The 15100-nt window shown below is 70.0% G+C and carries 12 protein-coding genes; 6 read left to right on the forward strand and 6 right to left on the reverse strand.

Annotated features, from left to right (window positions below):
- The first annotated feature begins 48 nt into the window (after positions 1-48).
- The 3 genes from E1161_RS07365 to E1161_RS07375 all read left to right on the forward strand — a co-directional run bounded on the left by E1161_RS07365 (position 49) and on the right by E1161_RS07375 (position 6110).
- Positions 49-4983, forward strand: coding sequence for an NAD-glutamate dehydrogenase (locus E1161_RS07365; RefSeq protein ID WP_132621225.1), 4935 nt, complete (start codon positions 49-51; stop codon positions 4981-4983).
- Between the two features lie 67 nt (positions 4984-5050).
- Entirely contained in the window at positions 5051-5476 is a 426-nt protein-coding gene (locus tag E1161_RS07370) for an acyl-CoA thioesterase (RefSeq protein ID WP_132620945.1), read from the forward strand.
- A complete protein-coding gene (locus E1161_RS07375; RefSeq protein ID WP_132620947.1) occupies positions 5469-6110 on the forward strand; it encodes a hypothetical protein in 642 nt (213 codons plus the stop codon). Before E1161_RS07370 ends, E1161_RS07375 begins: the two co-directional genes overlap by 8 nt.
- A 111-nt stretch (positions 6111-6221) precedes the next feature.
- On the opposite strand, the gene E1161_RS07380 is transcribed toward E1161_RS07375, so the two are convergent.
- The 5 genes from E1161_RS07380 to E1161_RS07400 all read right to left on the reverse strand — a co-directional run bounded on the left by E1161_RS07380 (position 6222) and on the right by E1161_RS07400 (position 12463).
- The gene (locus E1161_RS07380; protein ID WP_132620949.1) at positions 6222-7520 is read right to left on the reverse strand and encodes a heparan-alpha-glucosaminide N-acetyltransferase domain-containing protein; all 1299 of its coding nucleotides are present in this window, start codon (positions 7518-7520) and stop codon (positions 6222-6224) included.
- Between the two features lie 90 nt (positions 7521-7610).
- Positions 7611-8717: an alpha-amylase family glycosyl hydrolase gene (locus E1161_RS07385; RefSeq protein ID WP_328591226.1), complete on the reverse strand. Its 1107-nt coding sequence runs from the start codon at positions 8715-8717 to the stop codon at positions 7611-7613.
- Positions 8708-9091 carry a globin gene (locus E1161_RS07390; protein ID WP_132620951.1) on the reverse strand — a complete coding sequence of 128 codons (384 nt, stop codon included), beginning with the start codon at positions 9089-9091 and terminating at the stop codon, positions 8708-8710. Before E1161_RS07390 ends, E1161_RS07385 begins: the two co-directional genes overlap by 10 nt.
- A 142-nt stretch (positions 9092-9233) precedes the next feature.
- Positions 9234-10217, reverse strand: coding sequence for a mechanosensitive ion channel family protein (locus tag E1161_RS07395; RefSeq protein ID WP_132620953.1), 984 nt, complete (start codon positions 10215-10217; stop codon positions 9234-9236).
- Positions 10218-10354: 137 nt separating this feature from the next.
- On the reverse strand, positions 10355-12463 hold the full coding sequence (locus E1161_RS07400) for a prolyl oligopeptidase family serine peptidase (RefSeq protein ID WP_132620955.1): 2109 nt from the start codon (positions 12461-12463) through the stop codon (positions 10355-10357).
- Between the two features lie 279 nt (positions 12464-12742).
- On the opposite strand from E1161_RS07400, the gene E1161_RS07405 reads away from it, so the two are divergent.
- The gene (locus tag E1161_RS07405; RefSeq protein ID WP_235874859.1) at positions 12743-13390 is read left to right on the forward strand and encodes an HNH endonuclease; all 648 of its coding nucleotides are present in this window, start codon (positions 12743-12745) and stop codon (positions 13388-13390) included.
- A gap of 33 nt (positions 13391-13423) precedes the next feature.
- Here E1161_RS07405 and E1161_RS07410 read toward each other — a convergent pair whose 3' ends face one another.
- A complete protein-coding gene (locus tag E1161_RS07410) occupies positions 13424-13789 on the reverse strand; it encodes a hypothetical protein (RefSeq protein WP_132620957.1) in 366 nt (121 codons plus the stop codon).
- 398 nt (positions 13790-14187) lie between these two features.
- On the opposite strand from E1161_RS07410, the gene ctaJ reads away from it, so the two are divergent.
- Together ctaJ and E1161_RS07420 are read left to right on the forward strand one after the other, a co-directional pair.
- Positions 14188-14445 carry an aa3-type cytochrome oxidase subunit CtaJ gene (gene ctaJ, locus E1161_RS07415; protein ID WP_132620959.1) on the forward strand — a complete coding sequence of 86 codons (258 nt, stop codon included), beginning with the start codon at positions 14188-14190 and terminating at the stop codon, positions 14443-14445.
- Entirely contained in the window at positions 14432-14932 is a 501-nt protein-coding gene (locus E1161_RS07420; RefSeq protein WP_132620961.1) for a DUF5130 family protein, read from the forward strand. Before ctaJ ends, E1161_RS07420 begins: the two co-directional genes overlap by 14 nt.
- Positions 14933-15100 lie beyond the last annotated feature (168 nt).

Here is a 15100-nt window from a genome sequence, read left to right on the forward strand (position 1 = left end):
GGAACCTGTTGGCACAACGAGGTGCCGTTAAGCGTGGAGCTGCCTGACATGACCTCGAATCCCGGACACGTGCAGACCGGAACGACCGGCGAGCAGTCCGAGAACCCCGAAGTGGCCAAGCGGCGGTTGCTGGACCGAGCCGTCGAGTTCGCTCCCGAACTCGGCGAGCTGCTGCGCACCTACTACCGCCACGTCCCGGCCGAAGAGCTCGTCGACGACGACCCGAACGACCTGGTCGGAGCCCTCAGATCGCACCACCGGCTGGCCGCGTGCCGCGCCGCCGGGCGTCCCCTGGTGCAGGTCTTCAACCCGAGCCTCGACGACCACGGCTGGCAGAACCAGGCCACGGTCGTGCAGACGGTCACCGACGACATGCCGTACCTGGTGGACTCGCTGATCGCCGAGCTCGGCCGCGACAACGCCGACGTGCTGCGCGTGATCCACCCCATCGTCGTGGTCAGACGCGACCTCGCCGGTGAGCTCCTGGAGGTGCTCCCGGAGGCCGACCCGTCCGACCCGCCCGCCGGTGCCATGGCGGAGAGCTGGATGTTCGTCGAGATCGGGCAGGTCGTCGACCTCGAACGCATCGCGGCGCTGGAGCAGAACCTCGACGGCGTCCTCAACGACGTGCGCGAGGTCGTCGAGGACACCGAGCGGATGCACTCCTGCGTCCGCGCGCTGGCCGACGAGCTGGAGAAGAACCCGCCGCCGCTGCCGACCGAGGAGGTCACCGACGGCGCCGGCCTGCTGCGCTGGCTCGCCGACGGGCACTTCACCTTCCTCGGCTACCGGCACTACGAGCTGGTCGAGGACGACGGCGAGGCGCTGCAGGCGGTCCTGGCCTCCGGGCTGGGTGTGCTGCGCAGCGACAGCATCGCTTCGCGAAGCCTGACCACCGGTCCGGACTCCAAGGCGCTGTCCGAGGAGCTGCTGGTGCTCACCCAGGCCGGCGCACCGTCCACAGTGCACCGTCCGGTCCACCCGTTCTACGTGGGCGTCAAGACCTACGACGAGTCCGGCCGGGTCAGCGGTGAGCACCGCTTCCTCGGACTGTTCACCACGACCGCGCTGCACGAGGACGTCCTCGACATCCCGTTCGTGGAACGCCGCGTGCGCGAAGTGATCCACCGCGCCGGTTTCCCGCTGGAGTCCTACTCGGGCCAGCGCATGCTGGAGGAGATCCAGAGCTACCCGCGCACCGAGCTGTTCTCCACCGACTTCGAGACCCTGCAGGAAACCCTCACCGGTGTGCTGGCGCTCGCCGAGCGCCGCAAGCTCAAGCCGTTCCTGCGGCGCGACCCCTACGGCCGGTTCTTCTCCTGCCTGGTCTACCTGCCGCGCGACCGCTACACGACGCGCTCGCGGCTGGCCATGCAGGAAGTGCTGCTCGACGAGCTCAGCGGCACCGGGCTGGAGTACAGCACGCGCGTGGGCGAATCCACGCTGGCGCGAGTGCACTTCGTGGTCCACACCGACCCGGAGGACCGGATAGAGCCGAACCTCGCGCGCATCCAGCAGCGGCTCGACGAGGCCATCCACACCTGGGACGACCAGATGGTCGCCGAGGTCGACGCCGAGCGCTCCGGACGAGGAGCGGGCGGTCGGCCGGCCCGCGCGTTGTCGGAGGCCATCAGCCAGGCCGGCCAGGACTACGCCTCCGGGTTCCCGGAGGCATACAAGGAGGACTTCAGCGCCGCCGAGGGCCTGCAGGACCTGCGCCGGCTGGAGTCGCTGACCGGCCCCGACGACCTGCGCATGTCGTTCTACGTGCCGCGCGATGCCAGGGCCGGTCAGCGCCGGTTCAAGCTCTACGTCGGCGGCCGGGTCACGCTGTCCCGGGTGCTGCCGGTGCTGCAGAGCATGGGCGTGGAGGTCGTCGACGAGCGTCCCTACGAGCTGGCCCTGGAGAACTCCGGCGACCGGTTCTACATCTACGACTTCGGGCTGCGGCTGGACCCCGGCCTGCTCGACAACACCGATGCGCAGCTGCTGGACTCGCTGCGGCAGCGCTTCGAGGACGCGTTCCGCGCGGTCTGGCTCGGTGACGCCGAGGTCGACCGGTTCAACGCACTGGTGCTGCGGGCCGGGTTGAACTGGCGGCAGGCCGCGATACTGCGCGCCTACGCCAAGTACCTCCGCCAGGTCGGCATCGCCTACACGCAGGACTACATCGAGGACTCGATCCTCGCGCACCGCACCACCACGACCGCGCTGGTGCGGCTGTTCGAGACCCGCTTCGACCCGGAGCTCAGCGACGCCGACCGCAAGGCGCGCGAGACCGAGCTCACCGAGGCGGTCATCGGCCTGATCGACGAGGTCACCAGCCTCGACGTGGACCGGATCCTGCGCAACTACCTGAGCCTGATCCGGGCGACCCTGCGCACCAACTACTTCGTCGACACCAGTGGGCGGGAGCGCCCGTTCCTGGCGTTCAAGCTGGAACCGCGCGAGATCCCCGGTCTGCCCGAGCCGCGGCCGCAGTTCGAGATCTTCGTGTACTCGCCGTGGGTGGAGGGCGTGCACCTGCGGTTCGGTTCCGTGGCGCGCGGTGGTCTGCGCTGGTCGGACCGCCCGCAGGACTTCCGCACCGAGATCTTGGGCCTGGTCAAGGCGCAGGCGGTGAAGAACGCGGTGATCGTGCCGGTCGGTGCCAAGGGCGGCTTCGTCGTCAAGCGCCCGCCGCTGTCCACCGGCGACCCGGCGGTGGACCGCAAGGCATCGCTCGACGAGGGCGTGGCCTGCTACCGGATGTTCATCTCCGGCCTGCTCGACCTCACCGACAACCTGGTCGGCGGGGAAGTGGCCCCGGCGTCGGACGTGGTGCGCCACGACGGCGACGACACCTACCTGGTCGTCGCGGCCGACAAGGGAACGGCGACGTTCTCCGACATCGCCAACGACGTGGCCGAGTCCTACGGCTTCTGGCTCGGCGACGCCTTCGCCTCAGGCGGCTCGGTCGGCTACGACCACAAGGCCATGGGCATCACCGCCAAGGGCGCGTGGGAGAGCGTGAAGCGGCACTTCCGCGAACTCGACCTCGACACCCAGAGCGAGGAGTTCACGGTCGTCGGCGTCGGCGACATGGCCGGTGACGTGTTCGGCAACGGGATGCTGCTGTCCGAGCACATCCGGCTGGTGGCCGCCTTCAACCACATGCACATCTTCATCGACCCGGAGCCCGACGCCGCCGTCTCCTACGCCGAGCGGCGCAGGCTCTTCGAACTGCCGCGTTCGACCTGGGACGACTACGACCGCAGCAAGATCAGCGAGGGCGGTGGCGTGTGGTCGCGGTCGCTGAAGTCGATCCCGCTGAACCCGCAGATCCGGGCGGCGCTGGGCATCGACGAGTCGGTGAGCAAGCTGGCACCGGCCGAGCTGATCAAGCGAGTTCTGCTGGCACCGGCCGACCTGCTGTGGAACGGCGGCATCGGCACCTACGTCAAGTCGGCCACCGAGACGCACGCCGAGGTCGGCGACAAGGCCAACGACGCCGTGCGCGTCAACGGCGGTGACCTGCGGGTCAAGGTCGTCGGCGAGGGCGGCAACCTCGGCCTGACCTCGCTGGGGCGCATCGAGTTCGCCCGCCACGGCGGCAAGGTCAACACCGACGCGCTGGACAACTCCGCCGGTGTGGACTGCTCCGACCACGAGGTCAACATCAAGATCCTGCTGGACCAGCTGGTCACCGAAGGCAGGCTCACCGGCCAGCAGCGCAACGAGCTGCTCGGCGAGATGACCGACGAGGTCGGCGAGCTGGTGCTCACCGACAACCACCGGCAGAACGCGGTGCTGGGCATCTCGCGGGCGCACGCCGGTTCGATGCTGCCGGTGCACGCCCGGCAGGTCGCCGCGCTGGAGGAGTCCGCGGGCCTCGACCGAGAGCTGGAGGCGCTGCCGACGAAGAAGGCTTTCCGCGACTTGGAGAAGGCGGGCGAGGGCCTGTCCTCGCCGGAGCTGGCGACGCTGATGGCGCACGTCAAGCTCCAGCTCAAGCGGGACGTGCTGGCCAGCGGCCTGCCCGACACCGAGTCGTTCGCCGAGCGGCTTCCGGAGTACTTCCCCCGGCCGCTGCGGGAGCGCTACGGCGACGCCATCTCCGCGCACCCGCTGCGCCGCGAGATCATCACGACCCTGCTGGTCAACGAGATGGTCGACGGTGCTGGCATCTCCTACGCCTACCGGCTGACCGAGGAGCTCAGCGCGTCGACCACCGACGTCGTGCGGGCGTTCGCGGTCGTCACCAACGTGTACGACCTGCGGCAGCTGTGGGCCGACATCGACGCCTTGGGCGGTTCGGTGCCCAGCGTCATCGCCGACGAGATGGTGTTGGAGAGCCGGCGCCTGCTCGACCGGGCGGCGCGGTGGATCCTCACCAACCGGCCGCAGCCGCTGGCCATTGGCGCCGAGATCACCCGGTTCCGGCCGGTCGTCGCCGAGCTGACGCCGAGCGTGCGGGGACTGCTGCGCGGTCGCGCAGCCGAAGGCGTGACCGCGCAGATCGAGCGCTGGGTGGCCGCCGGGGTGCCGGAAGCGCTGGCCGAGCGGGTCGCGGTGCTGCTCGATGCCTACGCGCTGCTGGACATCCGGGAGGTCGCCGAGCTCGGCGAACGCGACGCCGGGATCTCCGCGGAGCGCAGCCCGGGCGAGAGCGCCGAGCTGTACTACGCGCTGTGGGCGCACCTGGACGTCGAGCGGATGCTGATCGCGGTCAACGAGCTGGAACGCGGCAACAGGTGGCACGCGCTGGCTAGGCTGGCGCTGCGGGATGATTTCTACGCATCGCTGCGCGCGATCACCGTGGACGTCCTGCGGACCTCGGAGCCGGAGGAGAGCTCGGAGGAGAAGATCGCCAGGTGGGAGTCGACGAACGCCGCGCGACTGGCGCGGGCCAACTCGTCGCTGGAGCAGATCGTGAGCTCCGGGCGGCTTGACCTGGCCACGCTGTCGGTGGCGGCGCGTCAGCTCCGCAGCATGGTCCGGTGACCATCGTGGTGGGTGGGGGTTCGCAGCCCCCGCCCACCACGCGAACACGGCAGAGAGGAATGGCCCAGTGGGCGCGTACGTAGCCGAGGTAGCCCTGCGCTGGTCTGACATGGACGCGTTCGGCCACGTCAACCACGCCAGGACGATCACGTTGCTGGAGGAGGCACGAGCCGATCTGCTGTTCACCGAAGCGGAGAAGCAGGGCCTGCTGGGCATGGCAGAGGGCATGGTGGTCGCCCGCATCGTCATCGACTACCACGCGCCGCTGATGTACGCGGCCAAGTCGTTGCAGGTCCGGATGTCGGTGCGGGAGCTCAAGACGGCCTCGTTCGTCATCGACTACACCGCTTACGCGCAGGAAGCCGTGTGCACCGCCGAGACCCTGATGGTGCCCTACGACCTCCGCGCCGGGCGGCCGCGCCGGCTGACCACCGAGGAGCGCGGCTTCCTGTCGGTGTGGCGCGCCGAGCAGTTGGAGACCGGCCGTGCCTGAACTCCGCATGCCCGACCGCGTCGAGCGCGAAGACCTGGGGGCTTTCGTCGCCCGCGCCGTCCGGCTGGACGACCAGTCCATGGTCCGGATGCGCAACCGTGCCGGAACCGACCGCATGGACGTCTGGGCGGCCACCCCGTTCGACGCGCTGTCCACCCGCTCGGTGGAGGGCTCGGTCGACCCGGCCGACCTGACGATCTCCGGGAACGAGCTGCTGGCCACGCTGACCGTCGCCGGCGGCGACGTGATGGACCCTGGCGCGCCCAAGGACCTCATGTGGCGCTCGGAGCTGCCGCCGCCCGCCGGCTGGAAGCTCGTCGACGACCTCCCGGCCCGCCTGGTCGGCGAGGTAGCCGAGCGCGGCATCGCCGTCGCCAAGGAGAACGTCGGTCCCAAGGGGACGCCGCCGGCGTCGCTGCTGGACCAGGAGGTCTTCACCGTCCAGGGCTCCGGCCTCGACGTGAAGATCCCGCTGCGCTGCCTGTTCGTCCTCTCCGGCATGGGGTTCCTCGTCAACACCCCGGCGGAGGAGGAGATCGTCCGCGTCAGCGCCACCGACTCCTGGCTCCGCCTCGACTCCCGCTTCGGCGCAGTAGTCCGCCGCCGCCACGCCCTCCTACCCCTCCTCCTCTAGCTCCACCTCCCGCAACCCCAACCCCACGACGCCGTCACGCGAGAACCGCCGTACTCGTATCCCCGATCACGGCGGTTCTGGTGACGGGACCGGATCACGGCGGTTCTCGGGTCAGGGCGAGGGGGTGTGGTGGGGTTTGGTGGACCAGCGGACCACGTCGCTGACGAGGGCTTCGAGGGGGCCTCGGCGGAAGAAGTGGCGCCAGGTGTAGGTGAAGGCGAACGTGAAGACCAGGAACACTTCCGGCATGGCGGTGTTCACGAACGCGACGAGCCCCGTCGGCTGCTGACCGTCGCGCGGGAACCACGGCATGTTCGGGTCGTCCAGCGGTAGCGCGGGACCCATGCTGGCGAGGTGAGCCAGGTTCTCCGGGACGCCGCTCAGCGGCCAGCCTCCGGTGACGATCTGCCAGGCCAGCGCCAGCGCGTGCGCCGCGTACAGCGTCAGCGCCATCGACCCGGCCTTGGCCAGCGGCGTCAGCGCACGCCCGGTCCTGTCCGCCAGTTCCAGGCAGACGGTGAGGATGACCATCGCGATCCCGCCCGACCCCAGCAGTTCGAAGGTCGTTCCGCTGTGCGCGTTGGCGGCCAGCAGCCACTCCGGGTGCCCGACCGGGATCGTCCCCTCCACCGGGCTCGGCGGGCCGACCGGCACCAGCTGGAACGACACCTGGTAGCCGATCAGCGACATCACGAGTCCGAACAGGCCGATCCGCAGCCGGACCCCCGCGGAGGTCAGGTCCATCCGCCCGACCGCGAGTCCCGCCAGCACCAGTGGCAGGTAGGACGCGGCCGGGTAGAAACCGAACAGCAGCAGGTCGAAGATCCCCTCCTCGGCGATCAGGTGCCCGGGGTCGACGCTGTTGACCAGCGACACCAGACCCGACATGGTTGTGCCGGCGGCGTTCCAGCCGCGCAGCACGAACGACAGCTGCGGTCCCAGCGCCGCGCTCACCGACGCCGCGATGATCAATCCGCGAGCCCGCAGCCGCAGGAACGGCACCGCCAGCAGGAAGTACAAGCCGTAGAACGGGATGATCACGGTCAGCAGGAAGCCGGTCGCCTCGGTCGCCTTCGCCAGCGCCAGGCCGAGCACCAGCAGCACGGCCGCGCGCACCGCCACCCGCCGGCTCGCGTCGCGCAGCGCCTGGCCCGTCGGCGGCGTCGACCGCCCGGTCATCAGGGCCAGCGACACCCCGGCCAGGAACGTGAACAGCGCGGTCGACCGGCCGGAGAAGAACTGCGCCAGCCACACTTCGGGCCAGCCGCCTGCGAACGGCACGCCGAAGTGGATGCAGAACATGCCGAACACCGCTACGAAGCGGGCGACGTCCACGCCGACCAGGCGGCCCGGTTTCCCGGTAGCTCGCCGCACCCGAGGTGAAGTCCGTTCGGGCGCAACAGCAGTCATGACATCCACTTGAGGTCGGGGACGTTGATCGGAAAATCTACCGACCGCTTCGACGCCCCCTGGAACCTGCCCGCGTTGGCGAGGTCCCGCTCACACCAACCAGGCGGCGCTGCCCGGTGACAACTCGCCCGCGACCAGCGGCCGGGAGCTCAGCAGCACTTCGCCGGGAGGCAGCGGGACCGGTTCCGCCGAGGTGTTCAGCGCGCAGATCAGGCTGCTGCCGACGCGGCGGAACGCGAAGCAGTCCTCCGGGGCGCCGAACCACTCCACTTCGTCTCCGGAGAACGCCGGATGCGTCGCCCGCATCTCCAAGGCGTGCCGGTACAGCGACAGCGTGGACTCCTCGTCCTCCAACTGCGCTTCGACGGTGAAGTGGACCCAGTCGTGCGGGATCGACGACCAGTCGGCCCGCGCTGCCGAGAACCCGAAGGGCCGCATCAGGCCCTCCCAGGGCATCCGTATCCGCTCGGTTCCCGGCAGACCCAGCTCCTCGCCGTGCCGCAGGCACACCGCGCCCGGCAGCGCCAGCTGCACCAACGCCATCGCGCGCACCGGCGTCAACGCCGCGTGGTCGCGGATGCGCGTGCTGTCCCGGCTGGCCATCGCCCACGCGGGACGCGGGCCGTGGGATTCCAGCACCGTGGTGATCGCCTCGCGCACCGGACCCGCGGAGAAGCCCGCCACCGCGAGGCCCAGGCCGAACAGCAGGTGCCAGTTGCCGGTGCCGCTGCCGATCACGATCCGGTCCGGGTAGTCCGCGAGCACCGCGCCGACCGCGTCCGCCGGGTCGTTGCGGGGTGCCAGGTGGAAACCGTCGATCCCGTTGTCCAGCCACGGGTGCAGCACCGGATCGGGGTCGGTGCGCGCGGGGTCGACGTCGATCGCCAGCAGCACCCGCAACCCGTTGCTGCGCGCTTCGCCCAGCAACCGCGCCAGGGCGGGGGAAACCGGATCCGAACTGGCCATGCCCGCCAGCACGATCACGTCCACGCCCAGCAGCTCCAGGTAACCGAGCCTGCCGCGAATCCCGTCGAGGTCGCCGACTCCGTCACCGTCGGCGTCGGCGAACGCGCCGACGTCGATCTGGTAGCACACCGCGTCGAACCACCACGGTCGCTCACCGAGGTAATCCTGCGTGCCCACCTGCTGCATCACCAGGTCCTTCGCTCCTAGATCGGGTCCGCCGGTCAGAACCACGAGTTGATCATGCTGTTGGCGGCCATCTCCAGGTACTGCCAGAGCTGGTCGCGGTGTTCGGGCTTCAACTCGGCCTCGTCCACGGCGATGCGCATGCAGCGCAGCCAGGCGTCGCGTTCTGCCGGACCGATCTTGAACGGCCCGTGCCGCATTCGCAGGCGGGGATGTCCGCGCTGGTCGGAGTAGGTGTGCGGGCCGCCCCAGTACTGCATCAGGAACAGCCGCAGCCGCTCCTCTGCGGGCCCGAGGTCTTCCTCGGGGTAGAGCGGGCGCAGCAGCTCGTCCTTGGCCACCTCTTCGTAGAAGCGGGCCACGATCCGGTGGAAGGTGGCCTCGCCGCCGACCTGCTCGTAGAAACTCTCCACGGAAGTCACACTTCCATCCTCTCAGGTGGTGCTTCGCCGGTTTCAGTGGTCGGTCGGAGGCAACCCGTCGCTGCGGCGCGACGGCAACCGCACGCCTTGGATGGACGCGGATCCCGCGGCCGATTGGTTCGGCACGGAGAGGTTCTGCTGGTCAGCTCGTCGTGGAGACGGTGTCGGGGGGCAGCGGACGGCCGTGGGGGTACGGCGGCTCGATGGCCGAGTCGTCGTAGGCCCGCTTGACCTCCACCCGGAGCCTGCGCTGGACGGCCCACTGGCGGCCGGGGCGGACCTTCACCGTCAGCCGCAGGGTGACCGTGTCCGAGGTGATCTGGTCGACGCCCAGCATCTCCGGCGGCTCCAGGACGTCGGCGGACAGCGGCTCCTTCGACGTCGCCTCCGCAGCGACCTTGCCCGCGACCTCGATGGCCTTCTGCACGTCGGAGTTGTGCGAGATCGGGAAGTCCACGACCGCGACCGCGAAGCCCTGCGACGAGTTGCCCACGCGCAGGATTTCGCCGTTGCGGACGTACCAGACGGTTCCGTTGATGTCGCGCAGCGTGGTGACCCGCAGGCCCACCGCCTCGACCGAACCGCTGGCCTCGCCCAAGTCGACGAAGTCGCCGACGCCGTACTGGTCCTCGACCATCATGAACATGCCGGACAGGAAGTCCCGCACGAGGTTCTGGGCACCGAAGGCGACGGCCACGCCCAGCACACCAGCCGAGGCCAGCACCGGGGCGATCTGCACGCCCAGCACCTGCAGGACGTAGATGACGGCGAGGCCGAAGATCAGGAACGAGGTCAGCGACTTCAGCACCGATCCGATGGTCTTGGCGCGCTGCCTGCGCCGCTCGGAGAGCAGCTCGTAGGTGAGGCTGTCACCGCGGCGCTCGCGCAGCGGCAAGAGCAGCTTCGGGGGCTTGTCGTTGCCGCGGGTGAGGCGGTTGATCGTCCGGTGCAGCAGCCAACGCGCGGTGAAGGCTATGAGCAGCACCAGCACGATCTGCAGGGGCTTGGCGATGAGCAGGTCGGCGTAGGACGCCAGCCACGCGTTCTGGGTCCAGTCGAAGACCGCCTGGCACCAGCGTTCGGTCGGGTCGCACGTCGGCGGCTGGGACAAAAGCGGCAGGTTCATGGGTACGGGGGTTTCTCCATGGGCTGTCGTTCATGGGGGTCGCGCCGTGAGGCGTCGGGTGCTGACCGGCCCGAGCGTCGTGCACGCCCCGCCGCGCACGACGATCGAGAACCGGTCGGCCAGAACCGAGTTCGGGCTCAGTCCAACACGAGACCGGTTGCCTCCGCGAGGAAGGTGAGCTGGTCAGTCGTCAGCCCCACGGTACGTGACACCGAACGGGCAGCGTGGCCAACCTCGGTTTCCCGGCGGATCAGGATGGGCCTCTCGCCCGGGTCCGAGCTGGTCGCGTGCTGCAGCGCCGCGCACATCTTGCGGGCGTGGTTGGGGTCCACGCGCGAGTCGGACTCGAAGACCGTGAACAGCACCGACGGATAGGCCGTGTGCTCGGTCACGTTGTGGTACGGCGAGTAGGACAGCAGCCAGCCCAGCTCCTCCGGATCTTCGGCCGTGCCGTACTCGTCGTTCCAGGTCCGCCCGAGCAGGAACCGCTCGTAGCGCACCATGTCCAACAGCGGAGCCGAGCACACCACCGCCCGGTACAGCTCCGGTCGCTGCGTCAGCGCCGCGCCGACCAGCAGACCGCCGTTGGAGCCGCCCGAGATCGCCACCTGGTCCGAGGTCGTCCAGCCCTGGTCGATGAGGTGCTCGGCGGCGGCGTGGAAGTCGTCGAAGGTGTGCTGCTTCTGCTCGCGCATCCCGGCGACGTGCCACTCCTCGCCCTCCTCACCGCCACCGCGCAGCGACGGCAACGCCCACACGCCACCCGCCGCCACCCAGGTCAGCGCCGAGGGCATGTAGCCGGGTTCGCGGGACAGCGAGAACCCGCCGTAGCCGGTCAGGAACACCGGGCGCGGGCGGTCCGGCGCGGCGACCGGTGCCAGCACGAACATCCGAACCTCGGTGCCGTCGGCCGACCGGTAGGTGACCTGCCGGGTGTGCACCTCGGGCAGCTCGACCGCTCCCGGAGCGCTCGTCTCCAGGGCCACCTCGCCGGTGTTGCGGTCGTAGGCGTGCACGCACGGCGGGGTGGCGAAGTCGGTCCAGCCGATCCACAGCCGGTCGCGGTGCTGCTCGGTGGCCGAGTCGACCGTGGACAGGGCGGTGACCTGGCCCGTTCCGGGCAGCGCGACCTCGCCGGTGCGCTCGCCCGTGGCCGGGTCGTGCAAGGTCAGCTCGGAGACCGCATGCCGGGTGCGCAGCACGACCAGGCGCGGCTGGTCACCGTCGAAGTAGCGCACCGCGTCGAGCACCGAATCGGGCTCCTCGCCGAGCAGCTCGGTCCAGTTCTCCGGCTCCGGGGCCGTGGGATCGGCGACGCACAGCCGCCAGCGCGGGGCGTCCTTCGTGGTCATCACGTACAGCCGGCCGTCGCGCTCCACCCATGCGCCGACCCGGTAGCCGTCGGTGGTGTCCACGATCTGCCGCAGGCTCGGGGCCGGGGCGCCGTCGGAGAGGTCCGCGATCCACACCGAGTCGCGGCGGGCGGTGCCCATGCTGCCCTCGATGATCAGCCAGCGGCCGTCCCGGGAGACGTGCGTGCCGTAGTAGAAGGTGTGGTCCAGTCCCGTGCCGTGCACCAGCACGTCCTGCTCGGGATCGGTGCCCACGCGGTGCCGCCACACGCGGCGGTGGAACTGCTCCTCGCCGTCGGGCACCAGCTCCGGCGGCAACCGGCGGACGTAGAAGAACTCCTCACCGCCGGGCATCCACGAGATCGTCGAGTAGCGGCAGCGGTCGATCGGCGCCTCGACCAGCTCGCCGGTGGCCACGTCCATGACGTGCAGCAGCGACTCCTCGTCGCCGCCCACCGAGATCTGGTAGGCCAGCCGGTCGCCCTCCAGGCTCGGCACCCAGCTGTCCAGCGTCGTCAACCCCGACGGGTCGAGCTCCGCGACGTCCAGCAGCACTCGCTCGGTGCCGTCGGCCTCGCGCACGTGCAGCACACCGAACTCCTGGCCGGGCTCGCGGCGCGTGAAGAACGCGCGTCCCGCGCGCCACAGGGGAGCGCCCACCGCGCCCGCCGCCAGCAGTGACCGCATCCGCCCGGCGACCGACTCCCGACCGGGAAGCGCGTCCAGCCAGGTGCGGGCGAGCTCGTCCTGAGCCGCCGACCACGCCTCGGTGCTCGGCGAGGAGGCGTCCTCCAGCCACCGGTACGGGTCGGCGACCTCGCGGCCGTGCAGGGTCTCCGCGATCTCTTCGCGAGCGGTGGCGGGATAGCTCAAGGGGGTTCGAACGTCGGTCACGATCGCGACAATACGTGCTGCGGAGAGGCGTGGAAGGGGGGCCGGCGGCGGCGCGGAGCCGATTCACCCGACATGATCAACCGTTTTCCCACTCGGCTGGCCGACAATGGTGGGCGAAGCGCCGGAGACGGAGGACGAGCCGACCGTGATCGCTTAACGGCGCGGTCACCTGCGAAAACGCGCGGCGGATCTTGCTCGTCGGCGTGGCGTGTCGAATCACACGTGCGTTCGGGCCGGGTTCTGTGCTGAACTTTGCCCGACACCGGTGGAGGTGGTCGCGTGCCAGACCGACAACCGATCCGACAACCGGCGCTGAAGGCAACCGGCCTCGCGTCGCGGACCCCGTTGTGCCCGATGAGCCGAGGTTCCGGGCCGCCGCAGGCGGATCGGCCTCCTGGTCACTCCACCTCGTGGCGCAAGCGCCGGGTCCTGCTGCTCAACACGACCTTCGAACCTCTCACCGCGCTCCCGCTGCGCCGAGCCATCGTGATGGTCGTCTGCGGCAAGGCCGAGGTGGTCCACGGCGACTCGGCCGGGATGACCCTGAACTCGGCGAGCGCCGAGGTCGAGATCCCGTCCGTGATCAGGTTGAGCAACTTCGTGCGCGTGCCGCACCGCGGCCGGGTGCCGCTGACCCGCGCCGCGTTGATGCTCCGGGACAACCACCGGTGCGCCTACTGCGGCGCACGAGCTGAAACGATAGATCATGTTCTCCCGCGCAGTCGCGGGGGGCCGCACACGTGGGAGAACTGCGTCGCCTGCTGCACCAAGTGCAACCACCGCAAGGCCGACAAGACGCTGAGCGAGCTGGGCTGGCGGCTGCCGGTGGCCCCGCACGCTCCGCGAGGGCGCCACTGGCGGTTGCTGGCGGGCCTGTCCGAGACGGACCCGCTGTGGTTGCCGTACCTGGGCGAGTCGGCGGCGTGAACCTCGCACCGGGCGCATCCGCGGTGGCGCGAATCAGCTGATCCGGACTCCGTCGTCGAGGCCGCTGATCCGGGGCCCGTCCTCGCGGCCGCTGATGCGGACGCCGTCGCGCTGCCCGCTGATGCGGACGCCGTCGCGCACGCCGCTGATGCGGACTCCGTCCTTGCGGCCGCTGATGCGGGCGCCGTCGCGCACGCCGCTGATGCGGACTCCGTCCTTGCGGCCGCTGATCCGGACACCGTTGCGCTGCCCGCTGATCCGGACTCCGTCGTCGAGGCCGCTGATGCGCACCCCATCGCGGCGGTTGTTGCTGGTGCGCACTCCGTGATCAGCGAATGGCCGGCCGCTCATCGGAAGGGTGAGTTCGTTGGTCTGAGTGGCGGCTTCGATGGTCGACATTGTGTGCCTCCCGCATACATAGGGTGGTTTGAGCGCATGCGATCAAATATGCAAGACCCATACAGGTGAAAAGCTATGATCAGGAACCGCTCAGAACAAGCCGCCAACCTGCCCCGCATTGCCCCCGTCCGGTCCGACTCCGTTCGGCCGCAAACATTGCTCCGAACGAGTTACGGCGAGTGATTTCGGTCACAGGATAGTCCCGGCGTCGGGCAGCAGGTGGAAATCCGGGGGCTGAGCGCTTCGACGATCGCGGAAGCGGGGCTTCGCGGGCGGTGAGCGCGAGCCCGCCGCTTCGGGCGAAATGCCAGGTGATCATCCTGCAGGTCGCGACTCAAGGCCGTGGCGCCCGCGATGATGCGCACACGAAACCTTGGTCATCGGCTACCGTGCTGGGTGTGACTGTCGTGGAGAGTGTGCTGTACCTGGCGGTGGTCCCAGCGGCCATCTATGGCTTGATCGTGCTCATCGCGATGTGGCCCAAGCTGTCCCGCGCGCGCTACCGCGCCGGGCAGGACTGGAACTTCGACCCGGTGTTCTGGTCCGCCAACCCCCAGGGCGTGAACACCGCTGCGTCGGCGGACAGCGAAGGAGTGGTCGTGCCGGACGACGCCCGGCCCGCCACGGCTCGGGGAGGCGCACGTGGCAACTGGTGAGATCGCAGGTCGGACCGCGGGTGCCGACGAACTCGGCACTGGTGAGGCGCGCATGTCGACCGGCCGCATGTCCGTGGCACGACGCGTCGAGCCCGAGCGTCCGCGACTTCCCTTCAGCGCCCGTGAGCTCGCCGGGCTCGACGAAGCGATGGCGGTGGCCAGTCGCAGCACCGGGCTGGAGTTCGCCGTCTACCTCGGTGACCTCGGTGAGGACACCCGCAAGCAGGCCGAGGAGCTGCACGCCAACCTCGGTGCGCAGGCATCCGAGGGCGTGCTGATCGCGGTGTCGCCGGGGCAGCGCAAGTTCGAGATCGTGACCGGCGAAGAGGCCCACCGGCGCATCCCGGACCGCGCTTGCCAGCTGGCCGCGATGAGCATGGTCGCCTCCTTCAAGGAGGACGAGCTCATCGACGGACTCGTCAGCGCCGTCCGCATGCTCTCCGACGCGGCGGGCACCTCCTTCAGGAAGCAGCCCGACCACCACTGACACTCCTTCCGGTGGCCTGCGGTGCGGGTAGCGGAACCGGGCACGTCTCCTGAACTCCGGGCGGCCAATGCACGGCGCCGCGGCGTCCTCACCAGGAACGTGCCACCACCCCGCGGCGGTGCGAGCTGCGAGGGCCGGCTCGCGGCTGGGCCTGTTGCGGATCGCACG

The organism is Saccharopolyspora aridisoli, assembly GCF_004348445.1.
In the GTDB taxonomy this organism is placed as follows: domain Bacteria; phylum Actinomycetota; class Actinomycetes; order Mycobacteriales; family Pseudonocardiaceae; genus Saccharopolyspora; species Saccharopolyspora aridisoli.